This window comes from Massilia alkalitolerans DSM 17462 (genome assembly GCF_000427785.1).
Lineage (GTDB): Bacteria > Pseudomonadota > Gammaproteobacteria > Burkholderiales > Burkholderiaceae_D > Telluria > Telluria alkalitolerans.
This window is the reverse complement of record NZ_ATYR01000002.1, coordinates 307,347-322,806: the sequence shown is the minus strand read 5'-3', so window position 1 is coordinate 322,806 and position 15,460 is coordinate 307,347. Positions and strand designations below refer to the sequence as shown.

General features: G+C 65.7%; 15 protein-coding genes and 1 pseudogene. 5 read left to right on the top strand and 11 right to left on the bottom strand.

The genetic code is table 11. The features are described from left to right. The first annotated feature begins 109 nt into the window (after positions 1 to 109). Positions 110 to 667 (top strand): sigma-70 family RNA polymerase sigma factor, encoded by a 558-nt coding sequence (locus tag YWC_RS0103375; RefSeq protein ID WP_027864108.1) that lies wholly within the window; start codon positions 110 to 112, stop codon positions 665 to 667. Further along, entirely contained in the window at positions 664 to 1,365 is a 702-nt protein-coding gene (locus tag YWC_RS0103370; RefSeq protein ID WP_027864107.1) for an anti-sigma factor, read from the top strand. The genes YWC_RS0103375 and YWC_RS0103370 overlap by 4 nt, the downstream gene beginning before the upstream one ends. A 9-nt stretch (positions 1,366 to 1,374) precedes the next feature. On the opposite strand, the gene YWC_RS0103365 is transcribed toward YWC_RS0103370, so the two are convergent. Further along, the gene (locus YWC_RS0103365) at positions 1,375 to 3,030 is read right to left on the bottom strand and encodes a DUF4394 domain-containing protein (RefSeq protein WP_027864106.1); all 1,656 of its coding nucleotides are present in this window, start codon (positions 3,028 to 3,030) and stop codon (positions 1,375 to 1,377) included. Positions 3,031 to 3,279: 249 nt separating this feature from the next. On the opposite strand from YWC_RS0103365, the gene YWC_RS0103360 reads away from it, so the two are divergent. Continuing rightward, positions 3,280 to 3,615: a hypothetical protein gene (locus YWC_RS0103360; RefSeq protein WP_156923459.1), complete on the top strand. Its 336-nt coding sequence runs from the start codon at positions 3,280 to 3,282 to the stop codon at positions 3,613 to 3,615. Positions 3,616 to 3,682: 67 nt separating this feature from the next. Here the strand turns inward: YWC_RS0103360 and YWC_RS31405 are convergent, their stop codons facing one another. The 8 genes from YWC_RS31405 to YWC_RS32615 form a co-directional block, all read right to left on the bottom strand. Continuing rightward, positions 3,683 to 4,321, bottom strand: a complete 639-nt coding sequence (locus YWC_RS31405; RefSeq protein WP_027864104.1) for a DVUA0089 family protein — start codon at positions 4,319 to 4,321, stop codon at positions 3,683 to 3,685. 87 nt (positions 4,322 to 4,408) lie between these two features. Continuing rightward, complete coding sequence (locus YWC_RS28115) at positions 4,409 to 6,709, bottom strand: pectate lyase family protein (RefSeq protein ID WP_229412999.1); 2,301 nt, start codon at positions 6,707 to 6,709, stop codon at positions 4,409 to 4,411. Positions 6,710 to 6,972: 263 nt separating this feature from the next. Next, positions 6,973 to 7,416, bottom strand: a complete 444-nt coding sequence (locus YWC_RS0103345; RefSeq protein ID WP_027864103.1) for a YybH family protein — start codon at positions 7,414 to 7,416, stop codon at positions 6,973 to 6,975. Positions 7,417 to 7,437: 21 nt separating this feature from the next. Next, entirely contained in the window at positions 7,438 to 7,785 is a 348-nt protein-coding gene (locus YWC_RS0103340; RefSeq protein WP_027864102.1) for a copper-binding protein, read from the bottom strand. Between the two features lie 51 nt (positions 7,786 to 7,836). After that, a complete protein-coding gene (locus tag YWC_RS0103335; RefSeq protein ID WP_027864101.1) occupies positions 7,837 to 9,231 on the bottom strand; it encodes a multicopper oxidase family protein in 1,395 nt (464 codons plus the stop codon). Between the two features lie 14 nt (positions 9,232 to 9,245). Beyond that, entirely contained in the window at positions 9,246 to 10,661 is a 1,416-nt protein-coding gene (locus YWC_RS0103330) for a TolC family protein (RefSeq protein WP_051306177.1), read from the bottom strand. Between the two features lie 13 nt (positions 10,662 to 10,674). Then, complete coding sequence (locus YWC_RS28110) at positions 10,675 to 11,016, bottom strand: hypothetical protein (protein ID WP_051995998.1); 342 nt, start codon at positions 11,014 to 11,016, stop codon at positions 10,675 to 10,677. Positions 11,017 to 11,123: 107 nt separating this feature from the next. Then, positions 11,124 to 11,543 carry a hypothetical protein gene (locus YWC_RS32615; protein WP_156923458.1) on the bottom strand — a complete coding sequence of 140 codons (420 nt, stop codon included), beginning with the start codon at positions 11,541 to 11,543 and terminating at the stop codon, positions 11,124 to 11,126. A gap of 198 nt (positions 11,544 to 11,741) precedes the next feature. On the opposite strand from YWC_RS32615, the gene YWC_RS0103315 reads away from it, so the two are divergent. Then, entirely contained in the window at positions 11,742 to 12,083 is a 342-nt protein-coding gene (locus YWC_RS0103315) for a DUF3703 domain-containing protein (RefSeq protein ID WP_027864099.1), read from the top strand. Positions 12,084 to 12,152: 69 nt separating this feature from the next. Here the strand turns inward: YWC_RS0103315 and YWC_RS0103310 are convergent, their stop codons facing one another. Further along, positions 12,153 to 13,145 (bottom strand): tyrosine-type recombinase/integrase, encoded by a 993-nt coding sequence (locus YWC_RS0103310; protein ID WP_027864098.1) that lies wholly within the window; start codon positions 13,143 to 13,145, stop codon positions 12,153 to 12,155. A 504-nt stretch (positions 13,146 to 13,649) separates the two neighbouring features. On the opposite strand from YWC_RS0103310, the gene YWC_RS0103305 reads away from it, so the two are divergent. Beyond that, positions 13,650 to 13,976 (top strand): hypothetical protein, encoded by a 327-nt coding sequence (locus YWC_RS0103305; protein ID WP_036212816.1) that lies wholly within the window; start codon positions 13,650 to 13,652, stop codon positions 13,974 to 13,976. Positions 13,977 to 14,061: 85 nt separating this feature from the next. Here the strand turns inward: YWC_RS0103305 and YWC_RS0103300 are convergent. Beyond that, positions 14,062 to 15,142 (bottom strand): annotated as a pseudogene (locus tag YWC_RS0103300) (IS3 family transposase). Positions 15,143 to 15,460 lie beyond the last annotated feature (318 nt).

Below are 15,460 nucleotides of genomic sequence, written 5' to 3'. Positions count from 1 at the left end.
TGCGCGGTGTCATTCGCGACGAATCCGCTCGTCCACCGTCGGAAGTTCGATTATCATCGTGGCAACTATTTCCTGTCCAGGGTTTTTCGATGCATGAACGGCGTTTCACATGAGGTCGGCTGCGGATTTCGACTACGAGGCAGCGCTTGCCGCCTGTGCCCGTGGCGAGCAGGCGGCGCTGCGCGGGATCTACGATCGCGACGGCCGCAAGCTGCTCGGAGTCGCCCTGCGCATTGTGCGCCACCGCCAGATCGCCGAGGATGTCCTGCACGACGCCTTCCTGAATATCTGGACCCGGGCCGCCAGCTTCGATCCGGGCCGCGGCGCCGGACGCGGCTGGATCTACAGCGTGGTACGCAACCAGGCCTTGAGCCTGGTGCGCGGCGGCGAGCGCGAGCTGGCGGTCGCCGATGAGGAACTCGACGCCCTTGGCGCCACCACGGCGCAGGAGCACGGGATGATCGACGCCATCGCCCTGCGTCAGGACATCGGGCGCCTGCACGATTGCCTGGTCGGGCTGGACGCCGCAAAGCGCAACAGCATCCTGTACGCGTACATCGACGGCTGCTCGCACAGCGAGATCGCGCAGCGCCTCGGGTCGCCCCTGGGGACGGTCAAGGCATGGATCAAGCGCGGTTTGACAGCGCTGCGGGAGTGCATGGGATGAGCGCCGCGAACAAGGATGATCCGCAGGACCTGGCCGGCCAGTACGTGATCGGCACCCTGCCTGCCGCTGCGCGCCGCGAACTGGAAGCGGCGTTGCCGCACGATCCGGCGCTGCGCGCCGCGCTGGCCGCATGGGAAGCGCGGCTGCTGCCGCTGACTGAGCTGGTCGACCCGGTCGAGCCGTCCGCTCAGCTGTGGCCGCGCATCGCGCGTTCGCTGGCCCGGCAGGACGGCGCACGGCAGGCGCCGCGCGCCGCCTGGTGGGACCGCCTGAACCTGTGGCGCGGCCTGGCCGCTGCCGGCTTCGCGGCCGCCATCGCGATGGCCGTGGTCACGCTGCAGCCGCCGCAACCGGCGGCGCCACGCTATATGGTGGTGCTGGCCGCGCCGCAGGACATGGCGCCGGGCTGGGTGCTGCAGTCCAGCGACGAGGGCAGCCTGCGCCTGGTCCCCTTGCGACCGACCGAGGTGCCGCCGTCGCGTGCGCTGCAGTTATGGACCAAGGCGGACGGCTGGGCCGGGCCAGTTTCGCTGGGCCTGGTCGAGCCAGGCAAGGCGGTCGAGGTCCCGCTCGGCAAGCTGCCGCCCCTGCAGCCGAACCAGCTGTTCGAGATCACCCTCGAACCGCCGGCCGGCTCGCCGATCGGCCGCCCGACCGGGCCGATCCTGTTCATCGGCCGGGCCGTCAGGATGATATGAAGCGTCGCCTTACTTGAGGGAGATCGCGATGTCGCGCAGGCCCAGGCCCTGGCCGGGTCCCGCTACCGACAGCGCCGGGTTCGAGACGCCGGCCGCCGGCGTGGCGGCGCCGGTCGCAAGGTCCACGCGATACAGCGACGACGGACCGCCGGCGACGGTGCGCAGCACAGCCAGCGCGATGCCGTTGGCGCCGCCCGCGATGTCGAAGCCGGCATCTCCGACGGCCGCCACGCCGAGCGGCCCGACGTTGACCAAGGTCCCGTCGTTCGGCGGATTCTGCAGCGCCAGGTTGCCGCTGCCGATGTCGATGTCGAACAACTGGGTCGTCGCCGCATTCGGAATGCTGTTGGTATAGGCCGCTGCCGTGACCATCGGCGTCGCACCCAGTCGGTTGACTGCGCCGTCGGTAGTGGTAGCGCCGGTGTCGACATTGATGCGCAGGCTCTGGCCGCGGTCGCTGATCACGCGCAGGCGGTCGGCCACCGGGTTGAAGTCGACCGCGAACATCGTGCCCACCATGCCGGCATACGGCTGGGTGGTGTCGGCCGGGTCCGCCGCCAGGCTTGCCTTGACCGTGGTCGTGCCGGTAGCGGCGTCGATGGTCACGATGCGCGCCGCCGAGGTGATGCCGTAGAGCAGGCCATCGCGCGGACGGAAGTCGATCCCGACCACGGTCTCGTTCGCATTCAGGCCGGCCAGCCCGACGTCGAGGGTGAGCGTGTTCGGGGTGGCGGGACGGAAGGCCACGATGCGGCCATTATCCGTCAGGCCGAGCACCACCGGCGCCTGCGCCGCCCGCAGCGCCAGGCCGCGCACGTCTTCCGTCAGGGCCAGCGTCCCCACCGGCGCCGCCGCGTTCGCCGTTGCCGACAGGTTGATGGTGTACAGGGTGCGGGTCCCGGCCACCGTCATCACCGCGTAGCCCATGTTGGTGCGGGCGTCGATATCGAAACCGTTGACGGCGCCGCCATCGACGCCGAGCGAGACCGGCGTGGCCAGGGTGCCGTCGTTGGGCGGATTCTGCGCATACAAGGTGTCGGTCGCGCTGTCGAGCGCGTACAGGGTGGTGCTGGCCGTGCCCGCGAACGAATTGGTATAGGCCGAGCCGGTGACCGCCGTGTTCGTGGCCCCGCCGTTGATGTTGCCGTCGGTCGTCGTCGCGCCGGTATCGACGTTGATGCGCAGGCTCTGCCCGGTATTGCCGACCACGCGCAGTCGGTCGGCGACAGGGTTGAAGTCGACGCCGAAATCGGTCCCGGCCAAGGCGGAGAAGGGTGCGCTCGTGTCGGTGCTGTCGGCAGCAAGGGTCGACTTGAGGGTGGCGGCGCCGGTCTCGGGATTGAGCGTATAGATCCGCCCGCTGCTGCCGACCCCGTAGAGCAGGCCGTCGGCTGGGCGGTAATCGATGCCGACCAGGTTTTCGCCTGCCTGCAGGCCGGCAATACTCACGGTGGTGCGCGCCGTGCCCGGGGTGTCGCGGTTGAACGAGACCAGACGGTTGCCGGTCGTCAGGACTACCACGTCGCCCGCGGTGGCGGCGGCCGGCGGTGGCGTGGTGACCGGGGCGCCGGCCATCTTGTTGTCATCGTCGCTGCCGCCGCAGCCGGCCAGCGCTGCGGCGATGCTGGAGGCAAGGATGAGTTTTACAAGGGTATTCTTGTTCATGTCGCGTCCTGTCGTAGAAGTTGGAGAGGTTGATTGCCGGTTTCCACCGTGCCGGCCGAAGGTCGGCGCAATGCGGATACAGGCTCTACGCCGGACGCAGCGATTTGGATGCACTTTCGTCAAAAAATATTTTGCGCACGCGCCTGCTTGACATCCGTGCGGCGATTCATGAATCTAGCTTGATTGCTGCCCCGGCCCGTGGGCACGGACGCCGGGCGGCCACGTTTGTCGACGAACGGGAGCACGATCATGAACATCACACGGGACGCTTCGCGCCGTTTGACGGCTGTCCTGGCGGCGCTGGCCCTGGCCGGCTGCGCCGCATCGCACGGCGGCCCATCCACCGCTGCCACCAGCGCCCCGCCTTCCGGTCCATTCTACGGGCTGGAAACGGCAACGGGCGGGGGCGCGACCGGCAGTGCGACGCAACACTCCAACGACGGAACGATGTGCGCCATGCACCGGGAGATGCAAGCTGCGCCGAACGAGGAAGCGCGGCGGGCGATCGCAGAGCGTCAGATGCAAAGCATGTCGCCCGAGCAGCGCGACCAGCACATGGAAATGATGCGCCAGCATTGCAAGTGAAGGACCGGCGCAGCACGGACTTCGGCGCCGCCATGTCGACGCATGGCGGCGGCTCGCCGCTGTTGCCTCAGGCCCTGGACCGCCCGGCTGTGCGGCGGCGCATTGCCGTCAAGCCGGCCAGCGCCGCGCCCACCAGCCAGATCGACCCGGGTTCCGGCACTTGCGCCGGGGCCGGCAGGCTCACGTTCAGCAGGTCGAAGGCCCAGGAACCGTTGCGCTTGATGTCCATTTCATCGACAAAGCCGTTGCGGAAGTTCCGGTACGCGGCGTCCTGGTAGTAGAAGCCGTCCGCCAGGTTGCTGCTGACGCTGTAATTGTTGTATTGCTGGAGCGATGCGGTATAGGTGCCCGGCGCCAGCTCGATGCTGTAGTTGATGTCCCAGCACTGGCGGGTGAGCGCGTCGGCGGCGACCTTGCGGCAGCCGCCGTCGTCCTGCTCGCCGATCAGCTGGCCAGCCGAGTCGAACAGCGCCACGATCGGGTCGAAGCCGCCACGGGCAATCGTCTCGCCCGCCGCGTTGATGCCGCCGGCATACGACCAGGTGCGCAGACCGACCGTCGACAGGGTCTCGACGGTGAACTGGAACAGCTTGACGTCGTTATCGTAGGCGAACTCTCCGGTGTACGAGATGTTGGCTGCGCTGGCCGACGAGACGCAGGCGCACAGGGCCAGGAGAAGGGCGATCGGTTTGATAGTCAGTTTCATGGGTTCTGCTCGTTCAGGATGGGGTAAAGGGATATCCGCTGCGACGGCCGCCGTGGCCGTCGCAGCGGCAAGCGTGCTTGAAGCGCCTCAGTTCAGGCCACCGCCGACGACCGTGAGCTTGCTGAAGCTCGCGGACTGTCCGACCGTGTTGCTGCCCGAGGAGACGGCCATGCCGACATACAGGGTCGGCGCCGTGACGTTGACGCTGGTCGCCTCGGTCCAGGTGAGGCCGTCGCGCGACGCCGCCGAGTACAAGGCATTGCCGCGGCGTTCGATGCGCACCCACACCGGCAGGGTCGTCGTCGAATAGCCGGACAGGACCGACTTGTTGTCGCCGTTGATGGCGCGCCGGATCTCACCGGTGCTGGCATAGCGCGCCGTCCACGCATAGGTGCCCTGGCCCGTCACCGAGTCGGTCGCCAGCAGGCCGGCACGGGCTCCGCTCGCGCTGCCGCCCTGGGTCAGCATCTTCGCCGTCATCGTGAAGTTGCCGGTCAGGGGCATGTACTTGAAGAAGAAGTTGTAGCTGGTCGAGGTCGAGATGTTGCCGCCGCCGGCGATGGTGTACACGCCATTGAGCAGCGAGCTTCCCACCGGCGCCGTCACTGCGGTATTCATCACGCCTTGTCCGACCCCGGAGCTGCAGTTGAACAGGGCCGTGCAGGTGGGTGCGATGACCGGCGGCTGCGGATCGGTCGGGGTCGGATCGGTCGGGGTCGGATCGGTTGGCGTCGGATCGGTCGGGTTGGTCGGCGGCGTGGTGGTGCTGGCCGCGGTGCAGGTGGCGTCGGTGCCCGGATTGTTGACGCGTCCGGCGCCCGCATTGTTCTTCACGAACACGCAGGCCTGGTCGGCCGGCATGGCGCTGTAGTTGTACGGGGGCGTCCACCTGTCGAGGCGCGGCAGGCCGGTTGCCGCCATCAGGGCGCTCGAGATGTCGATCGCCCCACCGACCCAGGGCTTGGTGTCGTCGCCCTTGTCGTTGATGAACAGTTCGCCCGAGGCGCGGTAGCTGATCGCGTCCTTGCCGCTGGAGACCTTGCCGCCTACCTGGGAAGGCTTCAGGTTCTTGAACAAGTAATAGTTATGTTCGGACAGGACGTCGGACTGGTAGCGCACGTCCAGGCCGCCCGCGAACTTCATGTCCGGATCGGCCGGAGCGGTGTCGCCTTCGAGCAGGTTGTTGAAGGTGTGCAGCTGGCCGAAGCGGATCAGCGGCAAGCGGCTCGCGGTTCCTTGCCAGTGCAGGCCGGTAAAGGTGACGTGCAGGCGTCCGGCGTCGCTCCAGGCGCGGCCGCTGTCGCCGTTGCCGACCAGGGTGGTCTTGCCATGCTTGAAGAACTTGCTGTTCGACAGCGTCACGTAGTCGGAACCGCGCACGATGTCGAGCGCGCCGTCGTGGCGGGTGTCGCTGGCCAGCCGGTCGGGCGTATCGCCGTCGCTGATGGTGACGTGGTCGACCCAGATGTTCTGCGAGCGCGAAATCGTCACCCCGTCCGCATAGGCATTCGCCGAATCCTCCGGGTTGACGTCCCAGGGAGTGTCGAGGGCGATGTTGCGGATGATGACGTTGCGGGTCCAGGTGGGGAACAGGTCGCCGTCCTTGCCGGACGCGATCCAGGACTTGAAGTCGGCTTCCGCATCGCCGCCCTGGCTTGCCGCCAGCTCGCCGCCGACCAGCAGCGTGGTGCCGGTGATGCGGGCGGCGCGGCCCTGGGCGTCGTTGATGCCGACCAGGGTGGTGTTCGACGGGATGCTGATCGAGCCGCCGTATTTCTGGTCGGTGTAGCTTTCGTATTCCTTGAAGACGGTGTTGTTGGCGCTCATCCGCAGGTCGATGTGGCCGACGATCCGGACGATCTTCGGCGCCAGTCCTGCTTCGTTCAGCGCGGCGACCAGCTGCTGGCCGTTGTAAACCGTGTAGATGTGCTGGGGCGCCGCATTGCGCCCGCCGGTGACGACCACTTTCTCGTGCGCGCTGCCGCTGCGCTTGTAGCTGTGCCACCCGGCGTCCGGCGCCGCGTCGCATTCGAAAGTCAGGACGCCACCCGTCGGGTCGGAGGTGGCGAACTGCCAGTTCGGCAGGACTGGCGCAGTGCGGTAGTTGGCGGGGGAGTGCTTGCCGCCCACCAGGACCGGGGCTCCAGGCCTGCGGGTGCCGTAGGTGCCCAGCTGGAGCGGTGTGGAAGCGCCGGTGAGGGTCTGGGCGTCGACACCGTTCAGGGTCAGCGCCGGGCAGCCGGTACTGGCCGTGGCGCTGGACGCGACGAGGGAAGAGGTTCTCGACATCGACATCGCCGTCGCCGTCTCGGGTTCGCCACCGCCACAGGCGCTGAGGAGCACGCCGACGGCGGCCGCAAGGCTGGTACGTTGCAAGCTTTGAATCATGTTTTGGTCTCCAAAGTGTTATTTTTGACTACAAAACTGCTCAGGCCAATTTTGTATTGCACGTACCACTAGAGAGATTGGTCTGACCAATTAATTAAATGGTATAGGCACTTTGCGAGCTCGTCCATAACTTTCGTATTGACGAACAGCCATCGATGAAGGCGCCTTGCGGGGCGTGTGGCGGGGAGGAAGGAGGGACGCGCCGGCGGGATGCGGAGATGGGTGAAGGGGCGCCCGGCGCCGGAAGCGCCGGGGCGGTTGGCTTACTTTGCCTTGCGCGACGACCAGTGCACGTGCACGATCGCCCAGCCGTCACCCTCTTTTTCGAGCACCATCGTGCCGGTGCCGAAAGCATGCACCGGCTTGCCGCGCGCGGTGCCGGTGGTCTCGGTTTCCTCCCAGACAATGGCAGTATTGCCGTCGATGCGCTCGCTCTGCTTGAGCAGCTTGCGGGTCGTGGTTCGCGCAAACTCCATGTCGCCGCCCAGGTGATGCTGGGCGTACTCGTCGCGCGAGCGTTCGACGTAGCCGGCCTCGTAGATGGCGACCGTGGGCGACAGGAAGGCGAGCGCCCGGTCCTTGTCGCCGTTTGTCAGCGCTTCGTGGAACGCCGCGACGGTTTCTTTCGGCGTGGCCGCGAGGGCGGCCGAATGGACGCCTGCGAACGCGAGGGCGAGGATGCATGCTGCGAGTGGCTGCTTGATCATGTGTGCTCCATGGTGTGGGTATTACTGCGCCTTCTGCATCTGGACGATGGTAATGGCGCCGTTCAGGCGCTCGGCCGCGAACTGCACCTTGTCGCCCACCTCCACCTGATCGAGCATCGCCGGGTCCTGCACGCGCAGGACCATCGTCATCGCGGCCATGTTGAGATTCCGGATTTCGCCATGGCGCAGCGTGATCTTGCCCGCCTCCTTGTCGATTTTCCTGACTTCGCCTTCGGTGAGCGTAGCCGCGGCGTTCGGCGCGCTCGCTTCATGGGCGCCGTTGCCGGCGTGCTGGTGGTCCTGGGCCGTTGCCAGCGCGGCCGCGCCGGCCATCAGGATCGCGAGGGAATGCTGCAGGAATGCTTTCATGGTGTGTCTCTCCTTGTTTGTTGATTGCTTATTGCTTGTGTCGGAAAACGCTCAGTGGTGACCCTGGTGCCCCTTGGGCTTGCGCACCGTGACTTCGACCTCGGGCGAGTTACTGGCCGCAGGCATGGCCTGGCCGCCGGCCGACTGGCTGCGTACGGCGGCGGGCGCTTCGCCCTTCCACTCGTAGGCGACGGTGCCGGGCGGATGCCGGTACCAGCCCGGGTCCTTGTAGTCGCCGGCTTTCTGGTCCTTGCGCACCTTCAGCACCGTGAACATGCCGCCCATCTCGACGCCGCCGAAGGGGCCCTGGCCGGTCATCATCGGCAGGGTGTTGTCGGGCAGCGCCATCTCCATGTCACCCATCGAGCCGCCCTTGTCGCCCATCACCATGTAGTCGGGAACCAGCTTGCTGATCTTCTCGGCCACGCCGCGGTGGTCGACGCCGATCAGGGTCGGCACGTCGTGTCCCATGGCGTTCATGGTGTGGTGCGACTTGTGGCAATGGAAGGCCCAGTCGCCCGGCTCGTCGGCGATGAACTCGATGGCGCGCATCTGGCCGACGCCGACGTCGGTCGTCACTTCCGGCCAGCGGGATTCGGGCCGGGTCCAGCCGCCATCGGTGCCCGTCACCTCGAACTCGTGCCCGTGCAGGTGGATCGGGTGGTTGGTCATGGTCAGGTTGCCGACGCGGATGCGTACCCGGTCGTTCAGGCGCACGTTCATTGTGTCGATGCCCGGGAAGGCGCGGCTGTTGAAGGTCCACAGGTTAAAGTCCAGCATCTCGTTGACGCGCGGCGTATAGCTGCCCGGCTCGATGTCGTAGGCGTTCAGCAGGAACACGAAGTCGCGGTCGACCCGGTGCCGGGACGGGTTCTTCGGGTGCGTGACCCAGAAACCCATCATGCCCATCGCCATCTGTACCATCTCGTCCGCATGCGGGTGGTACATGAAGGTGCCCGGGCGCCGTGCCACGAACTCGTACACGAAGGTCTTGCCCGGCTGGATGCCCGGCTGGGTCAGCCCGGTGACGCCGTCCATGCCGTTCGGCAGGCGCTGCCCGTGCCAGTGGATGCTGGTGTGCTCCGGCAGGCGGTTGGTGACGAAGATGCGCACCCGGTCGCCCTCGACCACTTCGATCGTGGGTCCCGGGCTCTGGCCGTTGTAGCCCCAAAGGTTGGCCTTCATGCCGGGCGCGATCTCGCGCACCACCGGCTCGGCGACCAGGTGGAACTCCTTGACGCCGTTGTTCATGCGCCAGGGCAGCGACCAGCCGTTCAGGGTCACCACCGGGTTGTACGGGCGGCCGTTGGGCGGCGGCGGCGGCGGTTGCGTGGCTGCCGTGTTCATCACGGGTGCTTCCGGCAGGGTGGCGGCGCCGGCGCGGCTCACCAGTCCGGCGCCGACCAGGGCCGCGGCGCCGGTGAAAAAATCTCGTCGAGAACTCATGTTGGTTTCCTTGCTTAGTGCGCCGCGGCAGCGGCGTCGGTACCGGCACTTGGGCCAGCCATGTTCACGCTCGCGCCGCCGCTGCCGCTGATGGCGGCCTGCAGATCGGTATCGGCGATCCAGAAATCGCGCTGGGCCTCGATCGCGGCGTTCACGGCGCCGATCGAGGCGCGGGTGTCGGCCAGCAGCTCGAACACGCTCATCAGCATGCCGTTGTAGCGCAGCAGGGTCTCTTCCGAGATCTTCTTGCGCAGCGGGACGATCTCGTCGCGGTAGTGGCGAGCCAGGTCATGGCTGGTGCGGTAGGCGGAATAGGCTTCGCGCACCTGCGAGCGGGCCTGGATGGCGGTATCGGCGGTGCGGTGCACCGTCTGCATGTAGAGCGCCTCGGCTTTTGCCGTGCGCGCACCGCCCCAGTCGAACAGGGGCAGCGCGAGCTCGATCTCGTAGCCGTTTTCGCGCGGCGCGCCGCTCTTGCTGGCATTCGCATAGCCGGCATGCAGCACGTTGACGAAGCCGGTGGCCTTCGACAGCCCGAGTGCGCGCGCAGTCGCCTCGGCCTCCAGCTTCGCCAGGCGCAGGTCGAGACGCTGCTGCATCGCCAGGGTCTCGATGTTGGCGGGCTCGCGCGGCGCTGCCGGCAGCTCGGGTAGCCGGTCCGGTAATTGGAAGGCGGTATGCGCACCCCACACGCCCATCAGCCTGGTAAGCTGCTCGCGGGTGGCGCTGGCATTGTGGCGGGCACGGGCCAGCTGGGCGGCAGCCTCGGCGGAAAAGGCCTGCTCGCGGGCGCTGTCGAGGGCGCTCAGGTTGCCGACCCTGGCCATACGCTGGGCCAGCTCGGCGCCGGCCTGTGCCGCTTCGTGCACCTGTTCGGCGTAGCGCGCCGATTCGTTGGCGGCGACGGCGCGGAACCAGGCCTTGCGGGTGTCAAGCGCGTGGCGCACTGCCGCGCTGGCGGCCACCAGCTTGGCGCTTTCGAAGCGGCGCGCCTCGATGTCGCGGCGCAGCGGCATGGTCAAGAGGCCCACCAGGTCGAACATGACACTGCGTTCGATCTCGGTTTCGCCATGGCCCGACATGCGGCCGAAGCCCAGGCTCGGGTTGGCAAGCCGCCCGGCCTGGACCAGGTCGGCTTCGGCCACGCCCAGCTGGGCCAGCGAGGCGCGCAGGCCGCGGTTGCCCAGCAAGGCCACGCGCACCGCACCGTCGGCTGACAGCGGCTGCTTCAGCAGTGCATCCAGCTCGGCATGGGCGGGGACGTCGCCGGCGCGCGGCAGGCGCAGGTCCTGGCCGGTGCGCTCGGCAGTCATGGCCGAGACGCCCTCGAGGCCGCCATCGCGTGAAAAGCTGGCGCAGCCGCCGAGCGTGAGGGCGATGGCGCCGATCGCCAGCGCGCGCAGCGCCGGGGGAAATTCTCTGTTAGTCATCGGTCGGCTCCGCTCAGTGGTGCTGGTGCTGCTTGTGCTGCGCGTGCGCCGGCGCCGTGCTTCCCGGTCCCGGCTCGGACGGCGCCGATTCCTTGCGCGGTTCCGCAGCCGGCGCATGGTGCCCGGCATGGCCTGGCTGGCCAGCAACTGTCGCGTTGGCGGCGCGCCAGGCCTTGTCCGGCGGCGGCGCTGCCTTGTCGGTCGATGTGTAGCCGGCCAGGGCTGACTGGTAGATGATGGCGGGCACGGCCGCGGCCGGGTCGGCCGGGTCAGGCGTGCGGGATGGCTGTCCAGCATGCGCGTGAAACGCTGCGGCCAGCAGGGTGCCGAAGGCAACCCATCGATGGAGATGCATGGTCAATCCTCGAAATCGGGAACAGCGGTGCGCAGGTGCGCACCAGGGCTCGGCACGCAGCAGCGGCTGATAGCCTCAGGCTGCGCGTGCGCGGTCGATTGCGTGGATCAGCGCCGGGGAGGTCGCTGCAGGCCGTCCGGAATGAAGCCGGTACCGAAGTCGGCGGGAGCGATGACGACGACGTCGGAACCGTCGAAGCTCGGCAGGGGAAGTGAAGCGGAAGGGGGCGCGACTGCGCCGACACAGAAGGCCGAGCATGCGCTGCAGGACGCGTGCGACAACATCGACCCGGACCCGGATCCAGCTGCGTTGTCGGCCGCGGCTGCTTCTGCGGCATGCTCGCCGTGGCCGCCATGGTGGGCGTGTTCGTCGACATCTGCAGCGGCATGGTCCGCATGCGGATGCGCGGCAGCGGCGTGTCGTTGCTGCGAGTGCGCGCACGACAGCTCCATGGTAGCGGCCACCGCATGCAGCGGAAGCGCGGCCATCAGGAGCCAGACCAGCAATGTCGTGAGCAGACGGTTCATAGGTGCGGCGAGTATAGCACGGGCATTTTGGCGCCGGAACAGGCCGGAAGCGGTGGCTGCGAAGCCGCAAGCTCCGCGCGCAAATCGGCTTGACCTTGCCATTGTGGGAAGGACTAGAGTGATCGGAAGCCTGCGGCAGGTCGGCAGGGCCAGGTCTGCCGTCCGCTGCACGAACTTTGTCTGCGAAGGAGCCATGTCATGCATCCCGAACTGAAACGGGCCTATCGGGCCGAAATGATGGCAGCGCGCCGTTCATACCGCAGACGCGAGGATGGAAGTGCGATGCGCCATCTGGAAATCGCCCACGTCATGGCGCAGCAGTACGTCGCGCCGCACGTGGCAACGCATTACTGGATGCTCAAGATCGGCTTGCGGCGCCGTTCGCCGTTGCAGGTGTGGGGGCAGTTGCTGCGGATTGTGCTGGGCGCGATCGGATCGGCCGTGGGCACCGTGCCGGTCGGGAACACCGGCGGGACGAACATCAGCATGTTCCGGCGGCTGCCGGTCGATCCGGCCATCCAGCGCCTGCTCGAGAAATGAAGGCGAAAAGACGACCGTCGATTCGGGTGCGATAGTGATTGGTGACCCGGCAGCGCTCCGGGCCATTGTTTACTTCTCGGGATCCGGTTTGATGCGCGCGTACTGGTAGTCCGCAGCGGAGCGCTCGAGCGCCAGGCCGAGCGTGTCCTTGAGCTCGTCCGGTGTGGCGCCTTCGGCCAGCTTCTGCTGGGCGAAGGTGTTGCGCAAGGTGCGCCCACCCGCCCGGGACAGCTCGATGCCGGCACGCTCGAACGTGGCCCGGACCTGCATGTAGACGGTTTTCTTGATCATCTTCCGCCCCTCGGTATTCGCAGGGAAGACGAAATCGCCCGGAATACCCATCTCGGCGCGTTCCCACAGCCAGGCTTGCAACTCGGCAGCACCTTCCCGTGGAAGGAGCGTGACGTGCTCGTGACTCGTCTCGTGCTTCTGGCTCGGGGTAATGGAGAGTTCGATGGCGCCGTCGATATCAATTTGTTGTGCGACCTCGCCCAGCAGCAGTCCGATCGCCTCGGACACCTTGAGCCCGGCCAGCGCGATGGTCACCTGCATGGCGCGGTCGCGCCGGCGCTTCCAGCCGTCGAAGGGCGTGACGCGGCGCAGCCGTGCCGGCGCCGAGGGGAGGGCGTCGAAAAAGCGGCGCAACTGGTCCTCCGACAGGGCTCGCGTGGGCTCGTCCTTCATGTACTCGGCCTGGCTCGTGGCCAGGATTGCCTCGCGTGCCGGGTTCGGCTCGGCTTCCAGGTACTGATAGCAGCGCTCGAGCAGGCGCAGGTAACGGTGGGCGATCTTGCTGTTGATGGCGCGCCCGTGTTCGTCGGCGCGGTTGATGAAACGCTTCAGGTCGTCCTTGTCGACGGTGGAGAAGCGTTTCCCTTGTTCCGCCATCCAGTTGCAGAAGTTCCCGAACATGTAGGTGTAGATCGCGACGGACTGTTTCGAGACGGTCTTGAACTTGCCGTCGGCCGGGAGGCGCTTGGCGGTCTCGGCGAAATCGAGGCTGATGATGAAGGCAGAGAAGGCCTTGATGGGATTGTCGTCCCAGGATGAAAGCTTGGACATGATGGACACGGAGACGGGATTAAAAAGACTATAGCACTAAAAATGTAACTAACCAACGAGTTATCACATGACCCTAAAAACCCGGCCGCCAGCGGCGCCGGCGGGGAGCGAGTCACATCAGGGGAAGGAGACAGTGGCCACAGAGGCGATCGGACCCTGGTCAGGAGGCGAGAACCACGACAGCCGGGACGCGAGAGTAGGGCAGCAATAGTCATCCCCGGCTGCCGCCAGGCATGCCCGCACGTCTACCCCTCACGCCCTGTCAGACATTCGCAATTACCTGATCGGGACGGGGGACAGAATACTGTCCAGATGTTCACGAACGTCCTTTGACGGCAGAGTCTGCATCCGCGTGGTGTTAGGGCTGGAATGCTCGAGCGTGCGCTTGAGGTCCGTGCAATCTCCTCTTTACTGGCCGACGGCTGGGAACCACTCGGTATTGGGGCGGGGTTGGTAACTGGTCGGTAAGCTTGCCGGGACGATGGCTTTACACTAAACGAGCATGTGGAACATGCCGCCGGCGACCACAACCCTGAAACACTTCGCCAGGAGGGCGGCTTGAGAGAATTCCTGACGTTCGCGGTCATTGGACTGGTCGCCTTCGCGATTATCCTTAGTTTTGCTGCACCGTTTTTCAACCGGTCCGAGGGCGCGCCGTCAAATGCCGTCGACGACGACGATAACGAGCTCAAATTCGTGCAGGTGAATCCTGCTACTTGCTTGCCAATGGACGACGACGGGATCATGGACGTTGGCGGCAACACGTTTGGTTCGGGTTCCTCTTCGGACTCGGACTCGTTCTTCGACTCGACATCGAACTCCGACGACTGAACAACTCGTCTGCTACACCGCTATGCGCATCTACACTTGACCTGATCGGCTAATTTGTAGCCGCGGTGATTGTTAGTCTTCGACTTCAGGCAGCCTGTTCCTGGCGCCGTTCACGGCCAACTGCGGCTGGTGCCCGGTTGCCAAGTGCAGAGTGCGGGCGCTCATTGTTATAGAAGTGACGCCATTTCTCAATGATCAGCTTGGCCTCCTGCCGGCTGACAAACCACTCCCGGTTCAGGCATTCATCGCGCAGCTTGCCGTTGAAGCTCTCGACGAAGCCGTTCTGCCATGGGCTGCCCGGCTTGATGTAAGCCGGCCCGATGTTCTGGTCACGCAGCCATTTCATGACGGCCGTAGCAGTGAATTCGGCACCTTTGTCGGAGCGAATAAAAGCCGGCTTTCCATAGATGCGCATCAGCCTGGACAACGTCAGGATGCCGTCCTGAGTGCGCAGCGACTTGCCCACTTCGATCGCCAGACATTCGCGGGTGCTCTCGTCAAGGACGCAAAGCATCTTGAGCGCCCCCCCGTTGGCCAGCTGGTCGTGCACGAAGTCATATGTCCACACGCCGTTGGGCGCAGTCGAGCCGGGAATACGGATGTCGCCGCCACAGCGACGTTTCCTGGGCCGGGGCTTCGGCAGATTCAATCCCAGCCTGCTCCAAAGGCGCCATACACGGCTCAGCTTCGTGTCCGTCATCCCGGCGATGCGTCGATAGCCAAAACGCGGATAGCGACTTGACGCCTCGATCAGTTGGGCTCCCAGGGCCTGAGCCTTGACTGGCTGTTTGAGCTCGTAATTCGCTATGCGCCGACTTACCCCGGCAAATCGGCAGGCAGCGCGTTCGGATAAGCCTTTACTCTTCAGGATCTCAAGCGCTTGCCTCCTAGCTGCCGGGGTTACCATTTTTCTCCGGCGATCTCCTTCAGTCCTTCGATCGCCAGCAACTGCTCGGCCAGGAGCTTCTTCAACTTGGCGTTCTCGGCTTCCAGGTCCTTAAGCCGACGTGCCTCAGGCACCGTCATCCCGTTGTACTTGTTCCGCCACCGGAAAAAGTCTGTTCGGTGATGTTGTGCTTCCTGCAGAGATCCCGGATGACTACGCCGTCGGCCTCGGCCTGGCGCAGGATCCCAATGATCTGCTCTTCGGTAAAACGTTTCTTCATCTAGCCTCCATGTACAAAAGTAACATGAAGACTAACTCTCCCGCTGGCTACAAGATTCCGATCAGGTCACCCCCTTCAAAGAGGCGATGTCCGTAAATGTGATCGGCAGGGAGACATGGCTGTCCTTCACGGAGTTGTCAAAAACAGCACTATTGACTCAACGTTGAATTGATACTGTTTGCCATGGGCGATGCGAGTCCGATGAGGTAGGCGCGCCAGTTTTAAAACCGCGCTAATCGAAATAGTAGGCGTGTAAGACTTTTACTCAACTTGCTGACTGAAGCACGCTGGCCGCTGCAAATTGCCTGTTCCGTGTAC